This window comes from Halapricum hydrolyticum, from assembly GCF_025517535.1.
GTDB lineage: Archaea > Halobacteriota > Halobacteria > Halobacteriales > Haloarculaceae > Halapricum > Halapricum hydrolyticum.
This window is the reverse complement of sequence record NZ_JAOPKC010000001.1, coordinates 287,419-312,519: the sequence shown is the minus strand read 5'-3', so window position 1 is coordinate 312,519 and position 25,101 is coordinate 287,419. Positions and strand designations below refer to the sequence as shown.

34 protein-coding genes and 1 pseudogene are annotated in these 25,101 nt (G+C 63.0%); 15 read left to right on the top strand and 20 right to left on the bottom strand.

Translation table 11 applies throughout. The annotated features are described in order from the left end of the window. The first annotated feature begins 234 nt into the window (after nt 1–234). Complete coding sequence (locus OB916_RS01630; protein WP_315907527.1) at nt 235–1,020, top strand: hypothetical protein; 786 nt, start codon at nt 235–237, stop codon at nt 1,018–1,020. 21 nt (nt 1,021–1,041) lie between these two features. On the opposite strand, the gene psmA is transcribed toward OB916_RS01630, so the two are convergent. From psmA to OB916_RS01600, 6 genes are read right to left on the bottom strand one after another with little or no spacing between them, the layout of a single operon-like run. Continuing rightward, nucleotides 1,042–1,809 carry an archaeal proteasome endopeptidase complex subunit alpha gene (gene psmA, locus OB916_RS01625; RefSeq protein ID WP_315907526.1) on the bottom strand — a complete coding sequence of 256 codons (768 nt, stop codon included), beginning with the start codon at nt 1,807–1,809 and terminating at the stop codon, nt 1,042–1,044. 2 nt (nt 1,810–1,811) lie between these two features. Beyond that, nucleotides 1,812–2,291: an Rpp14/Pop5 family protein gene (locus OB916_RS01620; protein ID WP_315907525.1), complete on the bottom strand. Its 480-nt coding sequence runs from the start codon at nt 2,289–2,291 to the stop codon at nt 1,812–1,814. Further along, nucleotides 2,288–2,917, bottom strand: a complete 630-nt coding sequence (locus OB916_RS01615) for a class I SAM-dependent methyltransferase (protein WP_315907524.1) — start codon at nt 2,915–2,917, stop codon at nt 2,288–2,290. Before OB916_RS01615 ends, OB916_RS01620 begins: the two co-directional genes overlap by 4 nt. 49 nt (nt 2,918–2,966) lie before the next feature. Beyond that, nucleotides 2,967–3,665 carry an RNase P subunit p30 family protein gene (locus tag OB916_RS01610; RefSeq protein WP_315907523.1) on the bottom strand — a complete coding sequence of 233 codons (699 nt, stop codon included), beginning with the start codon at nt 3,663–3,665 and terminating at the stop codon, nt 2,967–2,969. A gap of 1 nt (nt 3,666) precedes the next feature. Next, nucleotides 3,667–4,098 carry an RNA-binding protein gene (locus OB916_RS01605; protein ID WP_315907522.1) on the bottom strand — a complete coding sequence of 144 codons (432 nt, stop codon included), beginning with the start codon at nt 4,096–4,098 and terminating at the stop codon, nt 3,667–3,669. A gap of 8 nt (nt 4,099–4,106) precedes the next feature. Further along, nucleotides 4,107–4,322 (bottom strand): DUF1918 domain-containing protein, encoded by a 216-nt coding sequence (locus tag OB916_RS01600; protein ID WP_315907521.1) that lies wholly within the window; start codon nt 4,320–4,322, stop codon nt 4,107–4,109. 150 nt (nt 4,323–4,472) lie between these two features. Here OB916_RS01600 and OB916_RS01595 point away from each other — a divergent pair, with 150 nt between their 5' ends. Then, nucleotides 4,473–5,027 (top strand): NUDIX hydrolase, encoded by a 555-nt coding sequence (locus OB916_RS01595; protein WP_315907801.1) that lies wholly within the window; start codon nt 4,473–4,475, stop codon nt 5,025–5,027. 38 nt (nt 5,028–5,065) lie between these two features. Here the strand turns inward: OB916_RS01595 and OB916_RS01590 are convergent, their stop codons facing one another. Continuing rightward, nucleotides 5,066–5,896, bottom strand: a complete 831-nt coding sequence (locus tag OB916_RS01590; RefSeq protein WP_315907520.1) for a hypothetical protein — start codon at nt 5,894–5,896, stop codon at nt 5,066–5,068. 263 nt (nt 5,897–6,159) lie between these two features. Here OB916_RS01590 and OB916_RS01585 point away from each other — a divergent pair, with 263 nt between their 5' ends. Then, the gene (locus OB916_RS01585; RefSeq protein ID WP_315907519.1) at nt 6,160–7,200 is read left to right on the top strand and encodes a sensor histidine kinase; all 1,041 of its coding nucleotides are present in this window, start codon (nt 6,160–6,162) and stop codon (nt 7,198–7,200) included. 31 nt (nt 7,201–7,231) lie between these two features. On the opposite strand, the gene pyrI is transcribed toward OB916_RS01585, so the two are convergent. Both pyrI and pyrB read right to left on the bottom strand, forming a co-directional pair. Beyond that, on the bottom strand, nt 7,232–7,696 hold the full coding sequence (pyrI, locus tag OB916_RS01580; protein WP_315907518.1) for an aspartate carbamoyltransferase regulatory subunit: 465 nt from the start codon (nt 7,694–7,696) through the stop codon (nt 7,232–7,234). Beyond that, the gene (gene pyrB / locus OB916_RS01575) at nt 7,693–8,607 is read right to left on the bottom strand and encodes an aspartate carbamoyltransferase (protein ID WP_315907517.1); all 915 of its coding nucleotides are present in this window, start codon (nt 8,605–8,607) and stop codon (nt 7,693–7,695) included. The genes pyrI and pyrB overlap by 4 nt, the downstream gene beginning before the upstream one ends. 179 nt (nt 8,608–8,786) lie before the next feature. On the opposite strand from pyrB, the gene OB916_RS01570 reads away from it, so the two are divergent. The 3 genes from OB916_RS01570 (at nt 8,787) to OB916_RS01560 (ending at nt 11,649) form a co-directional block, all read left to right on the top strand. Beyond that, nucleotides 8,787–9,929 (top strand): CBS domain-containing protein, encoded by a 1,143-nt coding sequence (locus tag OB916_RS01570; protein WP_315907516.1) that lies wholly within the window; start codon nt 8,787–8,789, stop codon nt 9,927–9,929. A gap of 93 nt (nt 9,930–10,022) precedes the next feature. Beyond that, nucleotides 10,023–10,178 carry a preprotein translocase subunit Sec61beta gene (locus tag OB916_RS01565; RefSeq protein ID WP_229109108.1) on the top strand — a complete coding sequence of 52 codons (156 nt, stop codon included), beginning with the start codon at nt 10,023–10,025 and terminating at the stop codon, nt 10,176–10,178. 85 nt (nt 10,179–10,263) lie between these two features. Then, on the top strand, nt 10,264–11,649 hold the full coding sequence (locus OB916_RS01560) for a DUF402 domain-containing protein (RefSeq protein WP_315907515.1): 1,386 nt from the start codon (nt 10,264–10,266) through the stop codon (nt 11,647–11,649). A 74-nt stretch (nt 11,650–11,723) separates the two neighbouring features. On the opposite strand, the gene OB916_RS01555 is transcribed toward OB916_RS01560, so the two are convergent. After that, a complete protein-coding gene (locus tag OB916_RS01555; protein WP_315907514.1) occupies nt 11,724–11,897 on the bottom strand; it encodes a hypothetical protein in 174 nt (57 codons plus the stop codon). A gap of 66 nt (nt 11,898–11,963) precedes the next feature. Then, nucleotides 11,964–13,244, bottom strand: a pseudogene (locus OB916_RS01550) (RNA-guided endonuclease InsQ/TnpB family protein). Between the two features lie 288 nt (nt 13,245–13,532). Between OB916_RS01550 and OB916_RS01545 the strand changes: the two are divergent. Continuing rightward, nucleotides 13,533–14,846, top strand: a complete 1,314-nt coding sequence (locus tag OB916_RS01545) for a hypothetical protein (RefSeq protein ID WP_315907513.1) — start codon at nt 13,533–13,535, stop codon at nt 14,844–14,846. A 105-nt stretch (nt 14,847–14,951) separates the two neighbouring features. On the opposite strand, the gene OB916_RS01540 is transcribed toward OB916_RS01545, so the two are convergent. The 5 genes from OB916_RS01540 to OB916_RS01520 form a co-directional block, all read right to left on the bottom strand. Then, nucleotides 14,952–15,659 (bottom strand): TIGR00266 family protein, encoded by a 708-nt coding sequence (locus OB916_RS01540; RefSeq protein WP_315907512.1) that lies wholly within the window; start codon nt 15,657–15,659, stop codon nt 14,952–14,954. A 94-nt stretch (nt 15,660–15,753) separates the two neighbouring features. Further along, the gene (locus OB916_RS01535; RefSeq protein ID WP_315907511.1) at nt 15,754–16,596 is read right to left on the bottom strand and encodes a universal stress protein; all 843 of its coding nucleotides are present in this window, start codon (nt 16,594–16,596) and stop codon (nt 15,754–15,756) included. A gap of 142 nt (nt 16,597–16,738) precedes the next feature. After that, the gene (locus OB916_RS01530) at nt 16,739–17,197 is read right to left on the bottom strand and encodes a YeeE/YedE family protein (protein WP_315907510.1); all 459 of its coding nucleotides are present in this window, start codon (nt 17,195–17,197) and stop codon (nt 16,739–16,741) included. Further along, nucleotides 17,194–17,688, bottom strand: a complete 495-nt coding sequence (locus tag OB916_RS01525; protein ID WP_315907509.1) for a YeeE/YedE family protein — start codon at nt 17,686–17,688, stop codon at nt 17,194–17,196. Before OB916_RS01525 ends, OB916_RS01530 begins: the two co-directional genes overlap by 4 nt. Then, nucleotides 17,678–17,821, bottom strand: a complete 144-nt coding sequence (locus tag OB916_RS01520; protein WP_315907508.1) for a hypothetical protein — start codon at nt 17,819–17,821, stop codon at nt 17,678–17,680. Before OB916_RS01520 ends, OB916_RS01525 begins: the two co-directional genes overlap by 11 nt. A 227-nt stretch (nt 17,822–18,048) precedes the next feature. Here OB916_RS01520 and OB916_RS01515 point away from each other — a divergent pair, with 227 nt between their 5' ends. After that, nucleotides 18,049–18,303, top strand: coding sequence for a sulfurtransferase TusA family protein (locus tag OB916_RS01515; RefSeq protein WP_315907507.1), 255 nt, complete (start codon nt 18,049–18,051; stop codon nt 18,301–18,303). Between the two features lie 3 nt (nt 18,304–18,306). Then, nucleotides 18,307–18,876: a DsrE/DsrF/DrsH-like family protein gene (locus tag OB916_RS01510; protein ID WP_315907506.1), complete on the top strand. Its 570-nt coding sequence runs from the start codon at nt 18,307–18,309 to the stop codon at nt 18,874–18,876. Nucleotides 18,877–18,893: 17 nt separating this feature from the next. Here the strand turns inward: OB916_RS01510 and OB916_RS01505 are convergent, their stop codons facing one another. Both OB916_RS01505 and OB916_RS01500 read right to left on the bottom strand, forming a co-directional pair. Next, on the bottom strand, nt 18,894–19,559 hold the full coding sequence (locus OB916_RS01505; RefSeq protein WP_315907505.1) for a metal-dependent transcriptional regulator: 666 nt from the start codon (nt 19,557–19,559) through the stop codon (nt 18,894–18,896). A 49-nt stretch (nt 19,560–19,608) separates the two neighbouring features. Beyond that, nucleotides 19,609–19,860 carry an MTH865 family protein gene (locus tag OB916_RS01500; protein ID WP_315907504.1) on the bottom strand — a complete coding sequence of 84 codons (252 nt, stop codon included), beginning with the start codon at nt 19,858–19,860 and terminating at the stop codon, nt 19,609–19,611. A gap of 105 nt (nt 19,861–19,965) precedes the next feature. Here OB916_RS01500 and OB916_RS01495 point away from each other — a divergent pair, with 105 nt between their 5' ends. Beyond that, nucleotides 19,966–20,274 (top strand): ArsR/SmtB family transcription factor, encoded by a 309-nt coding sequence (locus tag OB916_RS01495; RefSeq protein WP_315907503.1) that lies wholly within the window; start codon nt 19,966–19,968, stop codon nt 20,272–20,274. A gap of 14 nt (nt 20,275–20,288) precedes the next feature. Here the strand turns inward: OB916_RS01495 and OB916_RS01490 are convergent, their stop codons facing one another. Both OB916_RS01490 and OB916_RS01485 read right to left on the bottom strand, forming a co-directional pair. Further along, nucleotides 20,289–20,855, bottom strand: a complete 567-nt coding sequence (locus tag OB916_RS01490) for a hypothetical protein (RefSeq protein WP_315907502.1) — start codon at nt 20,853–20,855, stop codon at nt 20,289–20,291. Nucleotides 20,856–21,002: 147 nt separating this feature from the next. Then, a complete protein-coding gene (locus tag OB916_RS01485; protein WP_315907501.1) occupies nt 21,003–21,539 on the bottom strand; it encodes a cob(I)yrinic acid a,c-diamide adenosyltransferase in 537 nt (178 codons plus the stop codon). 104 nt (nt 21,540–21,643) lie between these two features. Here OB916_RS01485 and OB916_RS17070 point away from each other — a divergent pair, with 104 nt between their 5' ends. The 5 genes from OB916_RS17070 (at nt 21,644) to hypE (ending at nt 25,101) form a co-directional block, all read left to right on the top strand. Further along, the gene (locus OB916_RS17070) at nt 21,644–21,811 is read left to right on the top strand and encodes a DUF7838 family putative zinc beta-ribbon protein (RefSeq protein WP_449267319.1); all 168 of its coding nucleotides are present in this window, start codon (nt 21,644–21,646) and stop codon (nt 21,809–21,811) included. A gap of 52 nt (nt 21,812–21,863) precedes the next feature. After that, on the top strand, nt 21,864–22,250 hold the full coding sequence (locus OB916_RS01480) for a response regulator (protein WP_315907500.1): 387 nt from the start codon (nt 21,864–21,866) through the stop codon (nt 22,248–22,250). Between the two features lie 412 nt (nt 22,251–22,662). Further along, nucleotides 22,663–22,947 (top strand): HypC/HybG/HupF family hydrogenase formation chaperone, encoded by a 285-nt coding sequence (locus OB916_RS01475; RefSeq protein WP_315907499.1) that lies wholly within the window; start codon nt 22,663–22,665, stop codon nt 22,945–22,947. After that, a complete protein-coding gene (gene hypD / locus OB916_RS01470) occupies nt 22,948–24,060 on the top strand; it encodes a hydrogenase formation protein HypD (protein WP_315907498.1) in 1,113 nt (370 codons plus the stop codon). Nucleotides 24,061–24,063: 3 nt separating this feature from the next. Then, nucleotides 24,064–25,101: a hydrogenase expression/formation protein HypE gene (hypE, locus tag OB916_RS01465; RefSeq protein ID WP_315907497.1), complete on the top strand. Its 1,038-nt coding sequence runs from the start codon at nt 24,064–24,066 to the stop codon at nt 25,099–25,101.

Sequence of the window (25,101 nt, the reverse complement as noted above, 5' to 3'; positions counted from 1 at the left end):
AAAACGCAGGAAAGGTGGGGGTGGGGGGTAGGTGGGGGATAAGGCACCCTGCAGGGTGCCTTACGGTGGTGATGGAATCAGCGGGATATAACCTTTTCTTCCGGATATCAGATATGATATCGGACGAGGGCAAGAGAGAAAATGCATTTCGAAAGTGCGTCGCGAATCGCTGCGTCGGAGACCTGGCGCAGCAGGAGATGGTTTTATACACGCTAATCCAGTATCGGTTATCGAATGCCCACGTTCGAGCTGGACGTGTCGGAGGAGACCGCACGCGGGTTGGCCGTCGAGGCCGATTTACTCGGCTTTGAGACGCGAGAGGCGTACCTCAAGTGGATCGTCAGCCGTCGATTCGCGATCGACAGCGACGACGAACGCGCAGCGTTGCTGACCGCCTACGCCGAGCGAGCCGAAGAGATGGACCTCCGGAACGTCGAAACGCCGCCGATCGAACGCGAGATCGAGGCCGATCCGCCCGATCCCGACGACTTCGCGGCGGTCATGGGGACGAACCTCGCGCCGAACGTCGACCGGATCGAAGACGATACGCTCGCGGACAGCGCCTCTGCCCTCTCGAACGTCGAGGCGAACCGCTTCGACGAGTTCGCCCGCCGTGCAGTCGCACAGACCCGCGAGCGCCTCGGCGACGGCGTCGGCTCGGGGATCAACTACAGCTCGCAGACGGCGATCGACGACGACCGTCGGATCGGCGAAGACATCGCCGATCTCGACGCGATCGAGGTCCCCGGGTACGAGGAGGAACTGGTGGCGCGACGGCGACGAGCCGTCGGGGCCGCGCTCGCGTTGCTCCGCGACCTCGAATCGGCAAAGCGGAACGATTTCCTCGACGCACTCTACGAGGAATTCCCCGCCGGCTACGACTCCGAATCGGCCTGGTGGGAGTGCATCAAACAGGGACTTGAACAGGTCGATCGCGTCAAGCCGGCCCGCAACGGCAGCCACATCTGGGAATTCCGGTCGGTCCCCGGACGCGTCAGGCGCATTTCGTACGACGAGTAGCGCCGTAGGAACGCGTGGAAGCTACTCGTCTTCGCCGGCGGTCTCGTCGTCTTCTTCGGTCGCGAGGATGTCGTTCGCTTCGAGGTGCTCGCGTTTCTCGTCTTCGTCGAGTTCCCGGAAACGTTCGTCTTCGACGGCAATCGTGGCGACGCCGATCCCCTCTGGCGAAAGTCCTTCGTCGTTGACCGACGCTAGCGCCGACAGCGCCAGTCCGACTCCTTCGTCCAGGGTCATGTCGTCGTCGTAGTGCTCCTCGAGGTACTCGCGGATGTCCCCGCGGTCGGCGCCGACGGCCAGAGCTTTCCACTCGTAGGGCGTTCCCGACGGGTCAGTCTCGTACAGACGCGGCTGTCCGTCGGCGACGCCGGCGATGATCAGCGCGACGCCGAACGGTCGCGCGCCCCCGACCTGGGTGTATTGCTGGATGTGGTCGGTGACGGCTTTGGTCAGCGTCTCGACGCCGATGGGCTCGTCGTAGCGCAGCTGGTTGATCTGGGCCTGCTGGCGCGCGAAGTCGATGAGCTGGCGGGCGTCGGCGACGTGGCCAGCGCTCGCGATCCCGATGTGGTCGTCTGCCTTGTGGATCTTCTCCACCGAGGAGCGCTCCATCAGCGGCGAGCGGATCCGCTTGTCGACGGCCAGCACGACGCCCTCGGGCGTTCGGACGCCGATGCTCGCCGTCCCGCGCTTGACCGCTTCGCGGGCGTACTCGACCTGATAGAGGCGTCCGTCGGGCGAGAAGATCGTGATTCCCCGATCGTACGCTTGCTGTTGTTGGCTTCCCTGCATAGTTACTCGATGTCGAGTGGCGTCCCAGCCGTGAACGCGTCGTTCATGCGGTATTCGAGCCGGCCATCGCGGACGACAGCCGGCCGCTCCGCGTCCCCGACTGTGACGTGTCTCTGCTCAGTTCGTTCCGGGCCCCCACGCATATACTTTTCTTCACAGGCCCGGACGGTCCCGCTGGTCCCGGCGACCCGCAACCCGACCGGGTCCGAGCCGATCGCGTCGACACAGGCCACGATCGCCCGGGCCCGCTCGCACTCGCCGCGTCGAACCCGGACGATCGCCTCGCCGCCGCCGTCCCAGCCGTCGAACCGAACGACGGTCAGATCGACTGCCGCACTGCCGACGTCACCGAGCAGGTTCTGTGCCGCGTACCACAGCTCTCGCTGGAACGCGCCCCTGTCGACGGTCGCGTCGGGCCACGTCTCGAACCTGACGGCCAGATATCGCCACCGCGGCTGGAGGTGCTTGGGCAGGTGTTTCACACGTGGTCATCTCCCGTAGCCCGCTCGGCGACGAGCACGCCCACCTGCTCGTGGACTCGCTCAACGGCGGTCAACGCGAACCCGGCGTCGGTCAGTGCGTCGGCCAGTACGCCCACGGTCGCCGGATCGTCCACGGCCGGCGAGTAGAACGGTTCTTCGGGGTCGGCCTCGCCGAACAGCATGACGTCCCCGAGCACGAACCGATCGGGGCCGAGACCAGCGATCACGTCGATCGCGTCGCGTTTCTCCGCGTCAGAGAGGTGATGCATCGCGAAGTTCGAGACGATCACGTCGACGTCCTCGTCGTCCGGCAGATTCGGCTCGCGAAACCGGCCGCGTCCGAAGTCGACGTTCTCGATTCCGTCGTCTGCTGCCTTTTTCCGGGCCTGTTCGAGCATTCCCTCGCTCACGTCCCGCCCGATCACGCGGTCGGCCGCCGACGCGAGCGCGAGCGCGAGCGCGCCCGTTCCGGTTCCGAGATCGAGCACGACATCGTCGCCGTCGACCGCCGCGTGCTCGATCACCAGATCACGGCAGTCCCGGTACTCGGGGCTGTGGTCGCCGTCGTCGTACTCCGAGGCTTTCTCGTCGAATCGAGCCGCGTGTTCCGCGACGTCGTCAGTCATAGTCGGACGTACGGGTGCCGCGCGCAAAGAAGGCTCGATCGCGTCTCGGTCACTCTTCGTCGAGCCACACGCCCGGTTCGACGAACGCGTCGCTCGCGCGCTCGCGGTTGCGCTCGGCAAGCTCGCCCCAGGCTGCCAACCCGGTCTCGATCACGTCCGCGTCGAACCCGAGCACGGCTCCGATCGCACGGAGCTCTCGCGGTGCGCGCAACTGGAGGTGGCTTTGCGGGTCGGCACTGACGACGAACGGTGCGTCGGCGTCATCGAGCAACTCCCGGAGTTTGCGGAGGTCACGCAGCGCCTGGACGCGCTCGCCCCCGTCCGCCCGGAGAACGCGTGCCAGCGACAACTCGACGTGGACGCTGTTGGTCGCAGCGGCTTTCGCGAGCACGTGGTTGAAGTCGCCGTCACCGACCATCGGGTGTGCGAGCACGTCCACCGCCGGCTGCTCGACGGCGAAGCGGTTCATCTCGACTGTCCCGCCGTGGACGGCGACGATGGTCCGGCGGTCGCGGTGGTTGCCGACGAACCCGCTCGCTCGCCCGGGGTCGTCCGCCCGGATCTCGACCCCTTCGACGACGTCGATCCCGTATTTCTCGCCGATCCGGTCGCCGTCGTATTCCGGGGATGCGTCGCCGTGATTGCGAACGACAATCCCGTCGTACCCGTATTCGCTCGCGGTGAGCGCGAGCCTGGCGACGGTCGCGTCACCGTCGGGATCGGCGTGAACGGCCTCGTAGCGCGTCATATTACAGCGATTCGAGCACGTCGCGGGCGTTCTCGACGGCGGCGTCCTTCGTGGCGGGATAGGCCTCGACTTTCGCGCGGACCGTGATCCCGTCACCGAGCCGAACGTCGCCCCCGAACGCCGCCTGCTTGTCGAGCGTCAGAAACAGTTCCGTGTTGTCGGTGACCCGCTCGTCCAGTTCCCCGAGCAGTTGCTGGCGCTGTTCGGACGGGAGTTCGCCGAGCCGGTCCAGCACGACCCGCATCGCGTCGGCGTTCTCGACTCGTGCCGAGAACACGAGGATCCGGTCGCCGTGATGGCCCTCGTTTTCCAGCCGCTGTAGTTCGAACTCCTCGGGCAACAGCGTCCGCAGTGCGTCCTCGACGCGCTTCTCGTCCTCTGTCGCGTAGCAGAACGTCCGGAGATCGATGTAGTGAAGCGGGACCGACGACATCGACAGGTTCAGTCGTCTTCGTCGTCTTCGCCGGTCTCGTCGTCTTCTTCGGCGGGTTCGAGGTTGTCCTCGGGCACACCCTGTTCCTGGCCCTCCTCGAAACTGACGACGTAGTTTGCGTCGCCGAACATCGTCTCCATCTTCTGTGTAACGGTTCCGACTTCGCCGTCGTGGTCGCTGTGTTCGTCGTGCAGAATCACACGGTCGTCTTCTTCGAAGCTCATGGACAGTCGTTCTTCGGGGCCGGTAAAAAAGGGACTGATTCGCCGTGGTCGAAGACTTATACTGCTCTCCGTGCTATGGACACGTATGATTGTCACACGCGTCGCCGGCGGTCGCTTGCAGTCACGAAGACGCTCGTCTCCCTCAGGGCGATGACGGCCGTCGACAACCTGTGGTACCTGGCCGACGAGGCCGACCAGCAGGCCGAGCAGACCCACCACCAACTACAGTCGGCCCACGACGGCATCACCGAGTTCACGAAGACGCGGTGGGTCTCACGACGGCGGTTCCGGACGGTCGCTCAGCGGATCAGCGAGAACGGCCTCCCCTACGGCGCACACGCGCTGGTGACCGACGACAACGGGGCGGTCCTGCTCGTCCGTCACCGCGACGTCGACATGTGGGTGTTGCCCGGCGGCGAAGTCGACGGCGAGGAGTCCTTCGAGGCGGCTGCCCGGCGCGAACTCACCGAAGAGGCGGGGATCGAGGCCACGTTTGACGGACTCGCATTGCTCGGGCGCGTCGAGTTCCACGGCGACGGACACACGACCTGGGGCGTATTACCGATATACGAGGCCGAGGCCGAAACGACGGAACTGACCGTCGAAGATCCCGACGGCGAGATCGTCCGGGCGCGCTGGTTCGAGACGCTCCCCGACGACGCCCGCGACCGGTCCGTCCTGCAGTCCTGGCTCGAAGACGACTAGGCGTCGTCGATCACGGCTGTCGTGAACCTCGGCGGCGACTAGACGTCGTCCGGTCGGTGCGTGACGCCGCCGCGCGAGTCGGCATTGCGCCGTCTTATCGCTGCCCTGGCCGTGCTGGCGTCGTAGCCGTACAGCACCGCGTCGGCGTGCGGTTCGACGGCGGCAGTCGCTGCCAGCAGGGGGTCGATCTCGACGCCCGCGTACAGCTCGACGCTCACGCGAGCGTCGAGACGGTCGGCGAATCCGCTCGCGATCGATTCGAGCCAGTAGGTCGTCCCGTAGCTCGTGTCGTACAGCGGGACGACGAACTCCTCGACCATCGGTTCGAGCGCCTCGAGGTCGATCCCAGACCGCTCGTAGAGATGGGCGGGATACGGATCAGGGAAAAGCCCGACGAGCAGGTCGCCGGGCACGCGCTCGCGTGCCGCCGCGACGAAGTCGGTGACGACGCTCGCACGCCAGGCCGGACGGTCAGCGTACTCGCTTGCGGCAAATCGTCGGTCGCAGCGCTCACAGTGACAGAACTCGGCCCGCGGAAAGCCGATATCGTCGAGTCGCACGTCGCCGCTCGCTCGGCCGGCGTCTCCGATCATCTTCAGCAGCCCCTCGCGGTAGGACTCGTGAGTGGGGCAGACGTACGACTGATCGAGAGTCGGGTGCTCGCTGGTCGCCGGCTGGCCGTCCCGGGAACGCGCGGCGAGTTCCGGTCGGTCCCGAATCGTCGTGTCGTCAGCGAAGCACGCGAGAGTGTTGATCCCGTCGGCCGTGGACTCGCTGGCGCGGCCGCTGGCGGATTTCTGTTCGTAGAAGGCGCGGTCGAACCCCGACCACGACAGTTCGGGTTCGTTTCGCGTGACGATGCCGACCATACCCCCACCAGGGGAGCCTGCGGCAAGTCAGTCACGCTCGAAGCAACGGACGTGCTAGTCCTTGATTGCGAGTTTGTACACCACTACGAGGGCGATCAGGGCGATCACGACTTTCGCTTTCGTAGACATCAATCGAGAAAACGACCTGCCGCGATAAAATCTTTCCCCTCGGACTTCCGTCCCACTGTCGTGTCTGACCCGAACGCCCAAGCAGATTGAAATCCACCGAAACGCCCATTGTTCATGATAATATATTATGGATAATGGCTCGGAACGGGGCGATCCCGGAGTACGTGGCAGTCGCCCTGAAGCGTGCAAACGCGGTGGTGTGGGCTGTCGACACAGACACGAAAGACGTCGTCGCGAAAGTGGGGAACATCCCCCCACTCGAGAGCGTCATTCGAGAGATAGACGACATCTCGTCGTTTTTCGAGCGCGGCGTCCATCCCGATGATCTCCCCGAGGTCGAGCCGCTGTATCGGCAGATATTCGACAGAGAGAGAACACAGTTCGGCGTCGATTTTCGGACGCATCCGGATCACTGCGGCGCGAAATGGGTACACATCGATGCGTACCTGATGGAGACTGACGGCGATCCTCTCCTGGTCGGTGTGGCATGGGACATCACCGATCGCAAACGTCGCGAGCAAGATCTCCGCGACCAGAAAGACCGGCTGGAAGAGTTCTCGGGCGTCCTCTCACACGATTTGCGCAATCCGATCGAGGTAGCCGCCGGACATCTCGAACTCGCGAAGACGAAACGCGAGGATGAACATCTCGAGGCAGTCGAGAAGTCGTTACGCGAGATGGAAGCGTTGATCGACGACCTACAGGCAGCACTCAGCGAAGGTGGGCCAGTCGTTCGGGGCGGTGCCGTCTCGGGCGTAACGACGGAGCAACTCGACCTGAAAGCGGTCGCAAGAGGGGCGTGGGAAGCTGTCGAAACGGCAGACGCGACGCTCTCCGTCGAAAAAGCGACGATCAGGGCGGATCGGTCGAGTCTGCGCCAGCTCTTCGAGAACCTCTTTCGCAACGCCGTGGAACACGCCGGTCCGGACGTGACTGTCACCGTCGGTGCACTCGACGAACAGGACGGGTTTTACGTCGCCGACGACGGCCCGGGGATTCCCGACGGCGCTCGTGACGCGGTCTTCGAAAGGGGATACTCGACTGACGACGACGGCCTCGGTCTCGGGCTGTACATTGTCTCACAGATCGCCGACAGCGCCGGCTGGACGATCACTGTCACCGACAACGACGCCGGTGGTACCCGGTTCGAAATCGCGGACGTGAGGGTTTCCTGACCGACATCCGCGTGCAGCCTGGGGTGGTCGATCAACCGGCGAGGATGTGTGCGGCCAGATCTTCGCGGATGATCGTATCGCAGTAGGCACACCGCACACCGTCTTCGAGAACCTCGAACTGTGAGTCGATCGGCTCGTTCTCGGTCGTGATGCAGTGCTGGTTGGGACATTCGAGCACGCCGACGACTTCCTCGGGGCGGTTCACGCGGTGTTTCTCGACGACGTCGTAGTCGCGGATGATGTTGATCGTCGCGGCCGGCGCGATCAGCGAGAGGACGTCGACCTCGGCCTCGCTGAGTTCCCGGCCCTCGACTTTGATGATGTCTTTGGTCCCCAGGCGGTCGCTGGGCGTGTTCATCACGATACTGATCGGCTCGCCGTCGGCACCGTCGATCCCGAGGATCGCGAGAACGTTCAGCGCCTGCCCGCCGGCGATGTGGTCGATGACGGTTCCGTTGTGGATCTTGCTGACGCGGAGTTTCTGATCGTCGCTCATCGTGTCCCCTCCAGCAGGAGATCGAGCAGTGCCATCCTGACTGGCACGCCGTTGTGCGCCTGTTCGAAGAACGTCGCGTGCTCGGTCGCGTCGACGTCGTGCGCGATTTCGTCGACCCGCGGGAGCGGGTGCATGACGGTCAGGTCGTCGCTCGCGGCTTCGAGCGTGGCGGCGTCGATCTGGTACTCGCCGGCGACTTCACGATACTCGTTTTCGTCCGGGAACCGCTCTTCCTGGATGCGCGTGACGTACAGCACGTCCAGCGACGGCAGGATCTCTTCCAGTTCCGTGTGTTCCCGAATCGTCGCGCCCTCCTCGTGAAGGTCATAGCGGACCGAACGCGGCAGTTGCAGGCTCTCAGGACTGATGAAGTGCTGGTGTGTGTCGAAATTCGTCAACGCGTGCGCGAGCGAGTGGACCGTCCGCCCGTACTTCAGATCGCCCATGATCCCGATCGACAGGTCGTCCAGCCCCGCGTTCTCCCGGATCGTGTACAGGTCGAGCAGGGTCTGCGTCGGGTGCTGACCGGCTCCGTCGCCGCCGTTCAGCAAGGGGACGTCGACGAACTCCGTGGCCATCTGTGCCGACCCTTCGCTCGGGTGGCGCATGACCAGTGCGTCCGCGTACCCCTCGACGACCCGCACTGTGTCGGCGAGGCTCTCGCCTTTCTTGACGCTCGAATACTCCACCGGCCCCATGTCGACGACGTCGCCGCCGAGTCGCTTGATCGCCGCGCTGAAACTCATCTTCGTCCGCGTGCTCGGCTCGAAAAAGAGCAAGCCGAGCAGCTTCCCGGCGTGGCGATCCGCGTAGGCCGCCGGATCGGCCGCGATCTCGGCAGCGTGATCCAGCACCTCCTCTATGTCCGCCCTGGAGAGCTGTTTCGCGCTGATGATGTGCTCGTGACGCATCGAACGTATTCCCGACGCCGACGCTCTTGAGAGTGACGATTGTTCGAGTCGTAGTCGCTCGTCCGGGCGTCAGAGTCGCAGTCGCCTGTCTGGACGCCCGGCTCGAATCCGGGGTCGACGCCGCGATCCGGAACAAGGTTAACTTTGATTACCCTTGGCAACCTATCTCTAGGTGTACGATGGATATTGCTGATATTGCTACCAGCGAATACGTCGCAGTCGACGTTGACGAACGCCTCGGGAAAGTCCGTTCGATCTTCGAGCGCGAGAATCCCAAGGGAATCATCGTGACGAACGACGGCGGCTACGAGGGCGTTATCACCCAGAAACAGCTGGTACAGTCGCACGTCGAGGACCAAACCAAAGCCAGTGCAATGACCCAGCACGCCCCGAAGATCGAGCGGACGGCGGACGTTCGCGAGACTGCCCGCGTCCTCGTCGAGAGCGGGATCAAAGTCGCACCGGTGTTCGAGGCCGATCGCCTGTGGGGCGTCGTGACCGACGACGCCATCCTCGAGGCCGTCCTGGAGAACCTCGGTGCGCTGACTGTCGAGCAGATCTACACCGAGAACGTCATCTCGATCGACCAGGGGGCACAGATCGGACAGGCGATCAACCACCTTCGCGAGAACGGGATCTCCCGCCTCCCGGTCGTAGACGAGGATGGCCGTCTTTCCGGAATGGTCACCCGCCACGACATCGTCGACGTCGTTGTGCGCGACATGGACAAGTCGACCGTCGGCGAGCGGGCGGGCGACGTCGACCGCATCCTCGATCTGCCGATCTACGACGCGATGAGTAGTCCCGTCGAGACGACGACGCTCGACGCGTCGGTCAAAGACGCCGTCGAGACGATGCTCGACAACGACTACGCGGGACTGGTCGTCACGCCTGAAGAGGACCCGTCGCTCGTCGCGGGCATCATCACCAAGACCGACGTCCTCCGGGCGTTGACGTTCACCGAAGAGAACCACATGGACGTCCAGATCACCAACATCAATCTCCTGGACACGATCTCGCGTGAGGACATCCGGATCGGCATCGAGGAAGTCGCCGACAAGTACCAGGACATGCAGGTTCACCACGCACACGTGCGGTTCCACGAGCACAAGGAGAAGCTCCGCGGGACACCGCTGATCCAGTGTCAGATCCGTCTGCGAACCAACAAAGGACAGATCCCCGGATCCGGTGAAGGATACGGCGCGGAGACCGCGTTCAACGTCGCACTCGACAAACTCCAGCGGAACGTCCTCGAACGGAAAGGGATCGAAAGCGACGAGGAGTACCGCGGACAGGTGCTCCGGAAACTCGGCGAACTGTAAGCAGCGTTCCTGTCGGGCACTCGCCTCGGACCCGACGTCCGATCGGTGGTCGAGGTCGAAACACTTACTTCCCCGAATCACGGAATAGCGGGTATGAGCTCTAGCGATAGCGGCGGACTGATGTCCAGTGCCGGCCTCGTCCGGTACTTCGACGCCGAAGACCGAAACGCGATCACGATGGACCCTCGATCCGTGGTCGCGTTCGGCGCGATGTTCGGCGTGCTCGTTCTCGTCCTGAACGCGCTGTAATCGCAACCGCGGCGTTTTCAACCTCGGGCCGCGAATCGAACACCGATGAATCGGACTCGCAGTACTGACTTCGTCCTATCGACACATGAGTGACACGTCCCGTGTGAAGATCCGGGGGATCTATACGACCGCATTGACCCGCCTGCTCGCGAGCGAGGGGTTCGAGATCGTCCAGCCCTCGCCCCCGATCGAAGACCGCTTCGATCGGGCGTTCGACCTCGCTCCGGCGGAGGCGACGCTGTTCGCGAGCGACGATCGACAGGGCGTCGGCGTCGTCGGACCGGCCGCCCCCGAGGTACGAGCGTCACTCGCCGCGATCGACGTGGACACGCTGGCCTGGCGCGATCCGGCCGCCCGCGGTTCGGTCTGGGACGCGACGATCGCCGAGACGAACAGCGGCGGTGCGTTCGTCGACCTGGGCGAGCGCTCGGGCTTTCTGCCGTTCTCGAACACCGACGACCACGTCGATACGGGCGACACCGTCCGGGTACAGGTAGTCGAACCCCGGCCGCCCTGGGACGACGGCCGGCCGGTCGTGGATTCGACGGTGCGCGTCCAGCGCCCGCTGGTCACGCTCGTTCGAGACGGAGCGGTCGACAGTCGCGGCAGTCCGGAACTCGCGGATCTCCTCTCGACCGAGCCACCGGAAGGCTGGCGCGCGAAGTGGAGTCGCGCTGCCGACGACGCCGGCCTCGACGCCCTCGGCGACGCGCTGGAAACCGCCGTCGAACGCGCCGAAGAACTCGACGACGCCCTCGATGAAACGGAGCCGACCGGGGAGACGCCCCGGACCGTCTTCGAGGGACAACCGACAGTCTGGGCGTGGTTCGGGCGCGAATCGCGCTTCGAACTGGACGACCACCGGGACGCGGTGACGACGACGATGACCGGCCACCACCGGATCAAGGCCGGCGACGAGCGCGCGAGTGCTGCCGTCGACTTCGTCGAGGCCGTCTGTGACGGCGACGGCGAGTTCCCCTTCGAGGCCGTCTCTCGGCAGTTCGGCCCAACGGAAGGAGACACGGTCGCAATCGACCACGGCAAGCCCGCGGGCCACTGTATCCGTCTCGGTCGGGGCAAGGTGACTGAGTACGACCCTTCGGGGACGGTCTGGGTCGAACGCGAGATGTCCCCCGGCGGCACCTACGACGGACTCGGGATCGAGCGACGGGCCGGCGACGTCGCCCGGACGAAGTTCACCGAGGGCAAGTGGTGGTATCCGACGATCTATAAGGGCGCGGACGGCGAGACGCGCGGCACCTACGTCAACGTCTGCACGCCGGTCGAGATCTTCCCCGGGAGCGTCAGGTACGTCGACCTGCACGTCGACGTCCTCAAACACGCCGACGGCACGGTCGAACGGGTCGACGACGACGAACTCGACGCGGCCGTCGAGGCGGGCGACGTGTCCGAGAAACTGGCGACGAAGGCGCGCTCTGTCGCCAGTGCCGTCGAGAACGCGCTGTCCTAATCCGACCGGTGAACGTTTCGAGCAGAGCGGTACTGCTGGCTACATCGATTCACGAGGCCCCGACGTGCCCATGGCTACTCGTTTCGGTTCACCGTGGTCACGTCCTCCCACGACGACTCTCCGAAGAACGACTGGAGTGCCATGAGGACGCCGACGTACGTGCCGATCGCCACGAGCACGATCGAAACGACGACAGCGAGTATCAGCTCTCCCAGTGGATTGATGCCGTACAGCTGGAGGGCGAGCATATCTCATGTTCAAGATACCGATTCTTGAATGTTACCCCGCGCACGGTGGCGCGGGGAATCCTGCTCTCACGAGACGAGACTTCCTGTTTCCACGACGTGACTTGCAGACACTTCATGGATGTCATCCGTGTCCGTAGCGTTAACGAGAGCTTTGCTCTCGTTCGCACACCAGAAACTCGAAGAGTTTCTGGGGACGGTCACAGTCTCGACAGGCGTTTCTTCGGGCCATCCCAGCCCTAATGCAGCAAATCCACGCTTGAGGACGTTCATCGCCGCATTCGCATCTCTATCTGTTTCGAACCCGCACGCTGGACAGGAGTGGTCCCTGACCCAGATCGGCTTCGCCGTCTCCACGCCACACCGGGCGCACGCTTTCGTTGTCCCCTCGGGTTCGACCTGCACGACGTGACACCCGTACAGGTCGGCCTTGTATTCGAGTAAGGTGATGAATTGTCGCCACGCCGCGTCCTGTTTGTTGCGACTGTTGTGCGACTGCTCCAACATCTCCGTGACGTCTAAGTCCTCGACAAACACCGCGTCGTACTCACGGACGAGACACGTCGTTATCTTGTGCTGGTAATCCAGCACTTTGCGACGAATTCGACGCTTCACCGTGGCGACCTGCTTGCGTTGGTTCTCCCAGTTGTTCGACCCCTTCTCCTTCCGTGAGAGGGTGCGTTGCTCGCGGCGCAGACGCTCGTATTCGTCTTCGAGATCGAGCCACTCCACGGTTGTGCCGTCCGAGGTGTGGATGTAGTTGAGAATGCCGAGGTCGATACCGACGCTGTTGCTCGCGTCCAGCGAGTCCATGTCGGGCTTCTCGGAGAAGGCAGCATCTGTTTCCAATCCGAAGGAGACGAACCACTCGCCGGTCGTCTCCTTTTTGATCGTGGCGTGGTCAGGGATTGGACGCGAGTAGCTGATTTTCACCCAGCCGATCTTACTGAAGCGGACGTAGGCGTCCGTGTCGTGGCCCCTCTTTTCATCGAGGTCGAAACCACTCTGGTTGTACGTCACACTTCGATAATCACTGGGCGCTTGGCGTGTGAGCCGACCGACGTTGTACCCCTTCTCCTTGAGTTTGCTCAGGGCGGTGAGATTGTGGTGGAAACGGGCGACGGTGGCTTGGGCGGCTTTCGAATGCAGTTCACCAAATATTGGCCACCGCTGTTTCCACTCGGGGAGGTTGTTGTTCTGGTCGTACTCGCTTGGCTTGTCGTCCGCTGGGCTGTTCTCGTACTCCTAGCGGACGTGGTTGTAGAGTTGGCGATGCACATCGAGATGGTGTTCCAGCCGCTCCGCTACCTCGTCTGTCGGGTAAGCTTGGTAGCGGTGACTGTACTCCATCGCTGTCTATTGATTAGCGAGATATCGACTTAATGGTTGGTATCTTGGTGTGACGGCTTCATCCCCGACCACGGTGGGTCGGGGTATTCGCCTCGATCTTTATATAAACCGCTCGCCTGCCGTACTGTTCACGGGTCGGCTGACGGCCTCTCGCGTTGAGCCACGAGGCGTTGTCGTGATCTCTCGGGATCGAACGCGCACCCCGCCTGGTGAGAGTGCTGTGTCTGATCGCCTCGCAAGCGCATCTAGGGGGACATCACTTTTTTTGATACACCTCGAATTGCCGTTATGGACAGGTCTCGCCGCGAGTATCTCGCTCGACTCGGCTCGCTGGCAGGAGGTGCTATCGTCGGCTCTGTCGCTGGCTGTGTCAGTGATACGCCCGAGGGCACGGCAACAGAGAGGACGACGACGGCGCGATCACCGCTCGTCGAAGACTGGCGTCGAACGTTCGAGCAGTCGTGGCCCTCCTTTGACCTGATCGGACGACTCGCCGTCTCCGGCAGTGTTCTGGCGACGGCGGGACTCACACATGCCGAGACAGACGCTGGCGAGAGTTACTGGATCCCGTGGATCGAAGGATTCGACACCGATGGGACGCAGCAATGGCAGTACCTATATGAACCGTCGACGGGCGAGCCAATTGTCGATGGGGACGAACGGAGGGCCAACGGATGGGGGGTTTTCGGCCTCAAACAGTACGATGGGGGGTTCGTCGCCGGATTGCGGCCGCTGAGGTCGAGAGAAGAGGCCGAAGAGCCCGTCCTCGTCCGACTCGACGGAGACGGCACTGAACGATGGTCGCGTCAAGTGCCGACGGCGACGCTTAGTCCGTACCGGAATGGAGACCTGTTCGTGATCGCGTCGCCCGGGGACCGCAAGCCGAAGATATACGTCCCGTCGAACGAACCCGATGGCGCTGGTCACATACGAATCACCGTTGTCAGACTCGGCGGGACTGTCGCGAACCAGTACGTCGTCAACACCGAGACGTTCGGCAGAGTCGATACGATCAAGACCAACTCGAATGGAACGCTAGCTCTCTTCGGACGAGATCGAAGTGACGATGAGCTGGTGTCGATAGCCGAAGTGAGTCCGAACGGATCGATACAGCGGGAAGCGACGATCGGATCGAACTGGTCGATGCGATATCCGGAACCGATCTCGGCGCCCGACGATTGCTCCGTGCTCGCGGTCAACTCGGTGACCCCGGCCTTTTTCGCCTACACCGATGTCGTTGAGTTGAGTGAAACCTTCTCGGTCGTTCGACGCTGGCGGTTCGACGGATGGAACATCGCAAATATCACGTGTGAAAGCCCGTTTGCCCCCTCTGATGGATTCATACTGACAATGCGACCCGCCGGCGAGAACGCGTCCAGGCCACCGGGCGCATCGTTCGTGGCCATCGACGGTAATGGCGAAATATCGTGGCGTTCCAACGGTGCACAGGCAGAACAGTTGCCTGAACAGGCAGACCAGTTGCCCCGATTCAGTGACGCGGTGGTAGCAAACGAGCAGTTGTTCGTCGGGGGAGCGACACCCGACCACCAAGCGCTGCTGGTCACATACTCGCCAGCAGCGGGGACCTCATCGATCGAGTAGGATCGACTGAGGATCTCGTGAGATCAGTCTCGAAGGACAGTCATTCCCGCTGGTCGTGTCCAGTCGACTGCAGTTCGACGATAGCTCGTTCGAGTGTGGGTGGTTCTAGAAGTTTATGCTGAATCCGCCGTCGCGACCGCCGCCGTCGTTGGTGGGCAGGTTCGGGACGAGCCACGAGAGGAACGCGTCCGGGCTGCGCGTCTGCAACCACACGGTTCCCGGGCCGGAAAACTCACAGACGAACCCTTCGCCGCTGAACAGCGTCGACTTCAGCCCGCCGACCTTCCGGACCGAAAAGTCCGTGGATCCCTCGAACGCGACGATGTGGCCCGTATCGACGGTGTAGGACTCGCCGGGGCCGAGTTCGCGGGACTCGATCGCGCCGTAACTGGAGAGAAACGTCGATCCGGTGCCGGTCAACTCGAGCAGGAACAGCCCTTCCCCGCCGAAGAAGGTCTTGCCGCCGCCGAACTCAGTATCGATCTCGACGTCGGGCTGGGCGGCGACGAACGACCCCGACTGGACGTACAGCGTCTCGTGGTCCAGCCGGTAGTGTTCCACGTCGCCCGGCAGCGGCGGCGCGAGGGTCACGTGGCCCGGCTGTTCTGCGGTGAAGGTGTTCATGAAAAACGATTCCCCGCCGAAGGCCTTGCGCTTCAGCGAGCTCAACATGCCGCCGCTCGCGCCGGTCTCGATCTCGATGCCGTCCGTGTGACTGACCATCGCTCCGGCCTCGGCGCGGAGCTGTTCCCCCTGGTTCAACTCGGCCGTGATTAGCGCGTACGACGGGCGATGTTCGATATCGTACTCCATACCGGTTGCTCTCGCGACAGGAATATAGGTGTTACCCGAATTACCAGTCAGACCCGGACGCAGTGGTGTTGTAGGACTCCCTTCAGTGTCCGGATCACCGGGCCGGCGGAACGAGCAGGACGTTGCTGTCCGCCCTGGCCGTGACGTCTTCGGAAGTGCTCCCCAGGAGAAGTCTGCGCAGCCGGCTGCGTCCCCGGCCGCCGAGGAGGATCGTCGTCGGATCGATCTCGTCCTCGACGTCCAGGATCTCCTCGACGGCTTCCCCTTCGCGGATCATCGTCGTCGTCTCGATCCCCTTCTCCCGGAGCGATCCGGCCATCGATTCAAGGCGCTCCTCGGCGTCTTCGACTTCCTCGCCGCCAGCACGGCGCTCCGGCGGTGCGACGTGCAACAGCGTCGCCTCGTGGGTCGCCGTTCTCGTCCGGTTGAACTGCTCGAACGCCCGCTCGGCGTTCTCCGAGAAGTCAGTCGCGTACAGCATGCGCCGAAAGAGGTGCTTGTTCGCGACCTCCGGCGATCCGTCGCGTTCGACGATCCGCTGCACCAGCAGCGGGCTGACGGCCGTCCGGGCGAGATTTTTGACCGTGCTCCCGATGAATCGCTGCTTGAGCGGGCTCTGCCCCCGCGAACCTGCGATGATGAGGTCGGCATGAACCTGCTCCGCCAGGCCGTTGATCCGCCGATGTGGCGTCCCACGGACGACGTGGATATTGACGGTGAACCCCTCCGATTCGAGCTGTGCCTTCTGGCGTTCGAGGCCTTTCTTCGTTCGACCCCCGATGTCACTGCCGGGCATCCCCGCCGTGACGTTGGGGCTCGTCACCGTGATCAGGTCGATCTCCTCGATCCCGTATCGTCCGAGACACTCCAGACACACCCGCGAGTCGATCGCCGTGTCGATCGCCGAGGACAGGTCCGTCGCGTATACTGCGCGCATATTCCCCCTAGTATCTCCGTTGTAATAGTATTGTTGGTACATTCCAATATTACACAATATTGTAGTCAGTGGCTACGAACCGCAGAAAATCAAGGGGAAGCGGAGGGGGCAGTCAAACAGAGAGGGCAGACAGCAGTCGCGATCAGTCGGCAATGGAGACACTTGCGTCGGTCTGCTGGCGGTAGGAGCGCCAGTAGCCCTGCGCGTACGCGCCGAGGAACATCCCGCCGATCGCGACCAGGATCGGGTAGTTGCCGATCCCGACGCTCGCGTAGGCGGCACCGGGACAGATCCCGGAGAGGCCCCAGCCGACGCCGAAGATCGTCCCGCCGACGACGACGTTGCGGTCGAAGGATTTGACGCGCTTGCGGAAGACGTCACCCGTCAGCGGCGCCCGGTCGAACATTCGCGGGACCACGGCAAACGTGATGGCTGAGACGACCGCGCCACCTCCCATCACGAACAGCAGGCCGAAGTCCTCGAACTGCAGGAAATCGAGCACGACCTCCGGGCGAGCCATCTGACTCAGGCCGAGACCGAAGCCGAAGATCAGCCCGCCGAGGAGGACGACAGCGTGGAACGCCGGCGAGCGGTCGCTCATGGCGACACCCCCAGTGCGGCGACGAGCTGTGCGGTCCCGATAGCGAACGCCAGGAACGTCGCGACGTTCACGAAGGAGGTGTTCGAGCCCGAGCCGATGCCGCAGACGCCGTGGCCCGAGGTACAACCCTTGCCCAGGCGTGTCCCGACGCCGACCAGAATGCCGCCGACGAACAGCCGCCACAGCTGGACCTCGGTCGTCCAGCCGCCGGCCCCGAGCGTCAGCGCGTAGACGGCCGCGCCGGCGACGATCCCGACGGTGAAGACGACTCGCCAGTCGCGCGAGGCCAGGTACTTGGGCTGGTTGAACCGCGAGACCGACGAGACGTACGACCACGTCGACTCGAGGAACGTGCTCGCGCCGGCGATGATGCCCGTGGCCGCGTAGATCACTGCGACGCCGAGCCCGATCAGCAGCCCACCGGCGGCGTAGTGTGCGATGCCGTTGGGAAACAGCGCCTCGACCGTGATCTGGAGTGGTTCAATCGTCATCTGCGTCGCCATCCACGCCTGCTTCGGTGGCGTCTCTCTGCCCGTCCACTGGACTGCCCAGGAACCGTTCGAGCCCCGGGGGACCGACGATACTCACATCACCGTCCTCGTCGAGTACGAATGGCTTGGTCATGATCACCTGCTTGTACCCTTCCGTGCTACTAAAACGTTTGGATAGTAATTCATATTTGTGGCAATATTGTGCAGAAAAATGTCACCGATATTTCTATTCGAAGGCCCTTAAAACACCCAAAATTTCTGGTTTTGGGTTGAATCCGTAGGGATAGATATGTGCAGTTTTCACCGATCAATACTCTTTTGTATTCGGCACCTGTATTGCGCAGTACACCCAATACAACCATGACACAGGAGTTCACAGCTGCCGAGACGCTCGACGTGCGAGGCGAGAACTGTCCGATGCCGGTCGTCAAGACCAAGCAGGCGATCGACGACCTCGAAAGCGGCGACGTGCTCGAAGTGCTGGCCACCGATCCGGGGAGCGAGAGCGACCTCGGCGGGTGGGCCGACTCGACAGACGGCGTAGCACTGCTGGAGCAGGGTCAGACCGAAATGGACGGCGTGACCGTCTACACCCACTACGTGCGCAACGAATAAACGATGAGCACAGACAGCCAATCCAGCGAGGACGAGGCGTTGCCGTCACGGGAGACACTCCAGGAGCGCATCGAACAACTCGAAGCGCAGGTAGCCGACCTCGAAGACGACGACAGCAAGAAGATGTCTATCATCGCGACGAAGGGGTCGCTGGACATGGCTTACCCGCCGTTGATCCTGGCGAGCACGGCCGCGGCGTTCGGGTGGGAGGTGACGGTCTTCCACACGTTCTGGGGACTGGATATCCTCCACGAAGAGCGTTCCAGGGACCTGAAAGTCAGTGCCGTCGGCAACCCCAGCATGCCGATGCCCAACGCGCTGGGGGCGTTCCCCGGCGGTGACCGCCTCGCGACGTGGTACATGAACCGCGAGATCGAGGACAACGGGACCGCGACGATCGAAGAATTGATCGATACGAGCCTCGAGATGGGCGTCGATCTGCAGGTGTGTCAGATGACCGCCGATCTGTTCGGGTACGACACCGACGAGTTCTACGACGGCGTCACGACCGACGTCGGCGCTGCGACAGCGTTGCGGGACATGGCCGACGCCGACATCCAGCTGCTTGTGTGATACAGATGCTGGAACGGTCAGGACTCCGTTTCGGCTACCCGGATCGTCGCGGCCACGTGTTCGGGCAGTGAGACTCGTGCCCCATCCTCGAGTTCGACCTCGATCAGCCCGATCGGCGGCACGTCGACGACCGTGAGCGTCGTTCCGGGCACGATCCCGACGTCCGAGAGGTAGTCGAGTTCGTCCGGATCACGGTCCCGAACGCGAGTTACTTCGACTGTGTCGCCCTCGTGACACTCGCTGAGGGCCGTTCCAGCGCACTCCTCGAGCGGTTCCAGCGCGTCACTGGGGATCGGATCGCCGTGCGGATCGACATCGGGATCGTCCAGCCGTGCCGCAACGCGGCGCTCGAATTCCTCAGAGATGTGGTGTTCGAGCCGATCGGCCTCCTCGTGGACGTCGGTCCAGTCGAAGCCGAGTTTCTCGGTGAGATACGTCTCCAGCAGGCGGTGATGGCGGATCACCTCCGTCGCGATCGTCTCACCCTCCGCGGTGAGCCGAACCCCCTTGTACTTCTCGCGTTCGACGAGCCCCCGCTCTTCGAGTTTCTCCATCATGCTCGTGGCCGTAGGCGGCGTCACGTCCATGCTCTCGGCGATCGTCGACGTCGAAACGGGCCCCTCCGTCTCGCGCTGGTGTTCGTGGATCGCCTTGAGGTAGTCCTCCATCTCGGGGCTGAGCATCTACTCGAATCTCGGGCGACCGGCAAAATAAACCTGGCTCTCCGGGCGACTACAACAGGTCCTGCTCTTCGAGTTGCGCCATCACGTCGTCGACGAACGACTCGACGTCGTCGTACGGGAAGTTTCCACTGCCGAGTTTCGTGTTCAACTCCATCGCCGTCATCGAGAACTCACCCGACTCGAAGGTCGTCCCCGGCCCGTTCGGCAGCGCCGGGACGAGGTCCATCGGGCTGGAAATCGGATAATCCGCCCCCTCGAAGGCGTCGATGAGCTGTTCGCGCAGGTCGTCGGTGTCTACCATGACGTGCGCCACGTTGGAAGACGATCCTCAAAAACCATTCGCGTTTTTACCTGCCCGACATACGGGAACGAACATTATTTGTTTCGGACAGGCTATATTGTGCGCATGTCCGAACTGGAAGACGAGCGATTCTACGAGGCGCACGCGGATTTCTGTAGCGTCTGTTCTAACGCGAATCGACTGAAGATCCTCGACGTGCTCAAGGACGGCGAGCAGTACTCCGTCTCCGATATCGAGCGTCTCACCGGCATCTCACAGTCGACGGTCTCCCAGCACCTCAAGCTCATGCGCGACCGGGGGATGGTCGTCCGCGAGCGCGACGGGGTGAACAACTACTATTCTGTGGCCGACGAACGCATCGTCGAAGGTGTCGAGACAATCCGAGAAGTCGTCCGAGAACAGGTGGAAAGGTAAGATCGTTCACAGGATCATACTGTTGGCTGGTCCGGCCCGTTCGTGCGCTCCCAGCGGTTGGCGCCCCGCCACGTCGAGACTTTTCGAAACATGTACGCCAGCAGGAGCAGCGCGGCTCCGGCGGCGATCGCGCCGATCCCGAGAAGTGCGCCGAAGACCGAGAGGACGAGGCCGATCCCTGCCACGATCAGCAGACAGCCGAGCGACGAGCCGGCCGTACACGGGCACACTCCCAGGCGGTCGACGACCAGTCGCCTGCAGGGATTCGAGAGGCCGCTACGTTCGACGATAGCCTGTCTGAAGCGACGTTCGTCCAGCATCGTCGTCGGGATCTCGTAGGACGCGTCGTCGGTCTCGATCGCGATCGACCTGTTTACCATCCCGTGACACTGCAGTCCCGTGATCTCCTCGTGTCCGAGCGCAAATTCGAGTGGCCCCCCGCTCTCTGCGATCGGTCGTACATATACTCCGCTCTCCGTGACGGCGATCGCTGTATCCGGTTCCCCGCACTGCCGGTCTCCCGCTACGTGCTCCTCATAGAGGGTCTCCGAGTCGAATCGGGGTGTGGTGGGTGATGACATATTATTTCCCCATTCTAATATTACGATATCCTAATATAAAGGCGTTTCCGACGCGAAAAGGGAGAGAGGGAACGAAAGGAAGGATATGCCGGACAGAGGTTACCGCTGCCGGGGAGAGAGCGGTTCTCCGCGAAGCAGCGACGGTCGTCAATACGAGGGGTGTTCTTCGCGGTTCCCTTCGCGTTTGTTGAGGACGCGCGCGAGCGTGAACAGCAGGTCCGAGAGCCGGTTGAGATAGACGATCGCTTGTTCGTTGACCTCGGGCTGCGATCCGGCGAGTTCGACCGCGCGACGCTCGGCACGCCGACAGACCGCCCGCGCGTGATGGAGTTGCGATCCTGGTTCGGACCCGCTGGGGAGGACGAACTGCTCCAGCGGTTCGAGTTCAGCGTCGAACTCGTCAATCCAGTCTTCGACCTGGGTGACGTGCGATTCGGAGACAACCGGGTCGTCCTCCGAGGGTTCGGGCGTCGCGAAATCGGCCTGTACGACGTGCAGGTGGTTTTGCACCTCGCGCAGGCATTCTTCGATGTCCTCGTATGCGACGGGTCGGACGACGCCGACGAGCGCGTTGACCTCGTCGACGGTCCCGTAGGCTTCGATCCGGGGGCTCGATTTCGACACCTGAGACATGTCCCGCAGGTCGGTCAGTCCGTCGTCGCCACGGCCGGTGTATATCTTCATACACTGTCGTTCGGACGTGTCGAGCATAAAAGGTCGTTCCGCTGCTCGACGACCTTGCTGTGGTGGTGCGGGATTTTAAGTTGTTCAAGAAGCTACAGCATAATATGTCGATTTCGCAGAAGCGAGCCTGTCCGTCGTGCGGAGAGCAACAATCGTTCATACAGGTAGCGTCGACGAATCTGAACATCGGTGAGAAGACCAAGTGGCGCTGTCAGGAGTGCGGCTACCGGAGCGTTCGGATCGGGTCTACTGTCGATACGGCGAACGCGTAGTCGTGTCTCCGAGAGTCAAACTACAAGTTCGTGACTCTCGTAGCTATCGCTAATGGCCGAAACAATCACTGTCTTGCTCGTCGACGAAGACACGGACGTGCTCGAACTGACCAAGACGTTTCTAGAGCGCGAAGACGACGCCATCGAGGTGACGACCGAGACGAGCGCGCCGGACGCGCTCGAACGACTCGAGTCCGAGCCGTTTGACTGCGTCGTCAGCGACTACTCGATGCCATCGATGTCCGGCATCGAGTTCCTGCAGGAGGTCCGCGAACGCGTCCCTGGTCTGCCGTTCTTCTTTTTCACTGGGAAGGATCGCGAGGAGATAAAAACCGAGACCGACGATATCGAGATCGCCGGCCACATTCAGAAGGGGACCGGCACCGAGCGGTACAGCGAACTCGCCAAAGAAATCCGGGCAGCCGTCGAGCGGTCTTGACTTCCTCCCCATCCGTGAAAACGCGAAGCGTTTTCAGTTGTGGTTCGAGACGCACGCGTCTCGTCAGAGACTTCGTCTCTCGAACGACAGCAAGACGCGAAGCGCCTTGCCATGCCGGTGAACTACCCCTGCCTACTCACTCGCGGCGATAGCCGCTCGTTCCTTGAGGCAGGCGCTTCCTGCTTCCAAGACGCGCTTTGTACTCAGCACGGCCGCGGAGAGTTATCACCGATAGGGGGTTTCAACGAGGCCAGCGAACACTATCACAGAGATGATCGTGATGATTTCCAACCCGTGATAATCGGGAAGAGTATAAAACCTGCCCAGCACGTACGCGTTTGTAGGAACCCCCACGATCCGCGATATCGGGATGGAATCGCGGCCGTGGGACGACCAATACGAGGCGATACCAATGTGTCTAGGCATACCGGGTCAGATCACGGAGATCGATGGGTCAGAGGCGACAGCCGAGTTCTGGGACGTCGAGAAGACAGTGCGGATAGACATCGTCGACGAGGACGTCGAAGTCGGCGACTACATCCTCAACCACGCGGGGTTCGCGATTCGAAAGATTCCCGACGACGAGGTCGAGGAGACGATGGAGATCTACGAGTCGTTCCTCGAAGGCGACGAGGACGAAGCGCTCGAAGAGATCGGCGGCGGACCCGACGAACAGCTCGGAATCGGGGGTGATTAGATGGCTGTCGAGAGCGGCGAGCCGGATCTGCAGTTTCGCGATCCCGAGAAGGCCGAACAGTTGACCGACAAGCTGGAGGCCCTGATGGACGACATCGACGGGCGCGTGACGATTATGCACGTTTGCGGGAGCCACGAACAGGCCATCGCGAAGTATGGCCTGCGAAGCCTCCTTCCCGATGGGCTGACGATCCGGATGGGGCCGGGCTGTCCCGTGTGCGTGACCGACATGCCCGAGGTCGACGAGGCAGTCGAACTCGCCGAGGACGGAAAGATCGTCGCGACCTACGGGGACATGCTCCGTGTCCCCGGGACTGAGAAGAGCCTCGACGACGCCAAGGCCGACGGCGCGGACGTGCGCGTCGTCTACTCGGCCAGCGAGGCTGCCGAGATCGCCGAAGAGGAAGACAGGGAGGTCGTCTTCTTCGCGACCGGCTTCGAGACGACCGCGGCCCCGACCGCGGCGGTCCTGACTGCCGATCCGCCGGAGAACTTCTCGATTCTCTCCGCACACAAGTACGTCCCGCCAGCGATGGAGGTCGTGGCCGAACTCCCGGACACGGACGTCGACGGCTTCCTGGCAGCGGGCCACGCCGCGACGATCACCGGCTACGGGCTCTTCGAGGAGTTCGTCGAGGACTACGAGGTGCCGACCGTCGTCGGCGGATTCGAGCCGATCGACATCCTGTTCGGGCTGGCGCAACTGCTCGAGTTCATCCGCGACGACGAGCCCGGACTGGCAAACGCCTACCAGCGGTGTGTCACCGAAGCAGGGAACGTTCCCGCGAAGGAGGCGATGTGGGACGTCTTCGAGACCACCACCGGCGAGTGGCGCGGGATCGCGGAGATCCCCGACGCGAACCTCGTCTTGCGCGAGGAGTACAAGCAGTACGACGCACGCGAGCGGTTCGACATCGACGTCGACACCACCAGTTCCAACCCACTAACCGAGGAGTGTCTCTGTGGGGATATCATGGCCGGCAAGGCCGATCCCGACGAGTGTGAACTGTTCGGCGAGGAGTGTACGCCCCAGGACCCAGTCGGCGCCTGCATGGTTTCCAGCGAGGGACCATGCAAGATCTGGCTCGAATACGGCGGCCAACCGGACATCTAAACCATGAGTGACGAAGACGAGGTCATCACCGAGGCCCACGGCGCCGGCAGCGGACAGATGCGGAAGCTGATCGAGGAGCTGGCCGTCTCGCGGTTCGAGAACGGGAACGCCGAGACCGACGTACCGCTGGAGGCGCTCGACGACGGGTCGGTCCACCGGCTGGCCAACGGCGGCGAGTCGGTGGTCGTGACGACCGACAGCCACGTCGTCACGCCGCTTTTCTTCCGCGGTGGTGACATCGGCCGGCTCGCGGTCGCCGGGACGGTCAACGACCTGGCGATGATGGGCGCGACCGAGCCAGTCGCGCTGACCTGCTCGCTGATCGTCGAATCCGGGACACCGGTGAAGACGGTCGAGCGCGTCATGGATTCGATGCGCGAGACGAGCGTGGAGGCCGGCGCGCCGATCACGACCGGCGACACGAAGGTGATGGGCAGCGGCGAGATCGACACGCTCGCGATCAACACGACGGGCGTCGGTATCGTCCCACAGGGCAGGCACGTCCCGGACGCCGGGCTCTCGCCGGGCGACAAGTTGATCGTCACCGGGACGGTCGGCGATCACGGCATCTCGCTGCTCTCGGAACGCGAGGGCTTCGACTTCGAGGGCGACCTGGAAAGCGACGTCGCGCCGGTCAACGACCTCGTGGCGGCCGCGATGGACGCCGGCGAGATCACTGCGATGAAAGATCCCACCCGTGGCGGGCTCGCGACCTCGCTCAACGAGATGGCGAGCAAGAGCGGCGTCGGACTCGAGATCGACGAACGGTCGATCCCCGTCTCCGGAGCGGTCGCCTCGGCCGGCGAAGTCCTCGGCATCGAGCCGCTGAACGTCGCCAACGAGGGGAAGGTCGTCATGGGCGTCGAACGCGAGGACGCCGAGGCAGTGCTGGAAGCTATCCGGACCCATCCCAAAGGCAAAGACGCCGCGATCGTCGGTGAGGCGGTCGACGAACACGCCGGACGAGTGATCCTGGACACCGGCTTCGGGAACCGCTATCTGACCGAACCCGAGGGCGAGCAACTCCCACGGATCTGCTGA